The sequence below is a fragment of the Pseudomonas sp. p106 genome (assembly GCF_003936645.1).
GTDB lineage: Bacteria > Pseudomonadota > Gammaproteobacteria > Pseudomonadales > Pseudomonadaceae > Aquipseudomonas > Aquipseudomonas putida_E.
Window position 1 is genome coordinate 1 of record NZ_RHQR01000051.1, and the last position, 588, is coordinate 588.

Annotated in this window: 1 protein-coding gene; it reads left to right on the forward strand. The window is 59.9% G+C overall.

The window, feature by feature from the left end:
* The first annotated feature begins 297 nt into the window (after positions 1-297).
* Positions 298-561 (forward strand): DUF3077 domain-containing protein, encoded by a 264-nt coding sequence (locus tag EGJ09_RS26385; RefSeq protein WP_012314949.1) that lies wholly within the window; start codon positions 298-300, stop codon positions 559-561.
* The last annotated feature ends 27 nt before the right edge of the window (positions 562-588 follow it).

Here is a 588-nt window from a genome sequence, read left to right on the forward strand (position 1 = left end):
AGCGTGGCGCAGCAGGCTGTTTCGCTACAGCCCAGAACGCCCGCCTCGGTTCTGATGATGGCCTCGATGCATGAGCTCGAGTCGCTACGCGTGCTGCTCGAATCAGCCCTGATCCAGCTGCAGATGCCGCCCGAGCCGCGCACCCTGCACTAGGCCGTTAAGCCTGTTTTGCCTGGGTGGGCGCTATCGCCGGCAAGCCTATACGCACAGCGCGCTGCGTGAGACCGGTGCTGAGCTAAGGGCGGGTTGCCCGTCATTACGTTCGCCCAGGCCCTAAACCTTCAGGGAGAATACGCAATGACACCAGACGACACCAAAGTCACTGTCGGTAAGACCACGTTCTACCAGGGTGAAAACCAGACCCACCCACTGTTTCGCATCGAAGCGGGCATCCCTTGCCAGAATGCCCGCGAACAGGCTTCAGAGCTGATGGGCTATGTGCGGGACCTGACCATCGAAGGCTTGATGGACGATAAACCACAGCTGATCTGGGCTTCGCACTACCTGAGTGCGTTGGCCAAAGCACTGATGGATGATGCCGAGCTGGGCATGATGCACTAAGGGCTGAACTGCCTGACCATGGCGGAC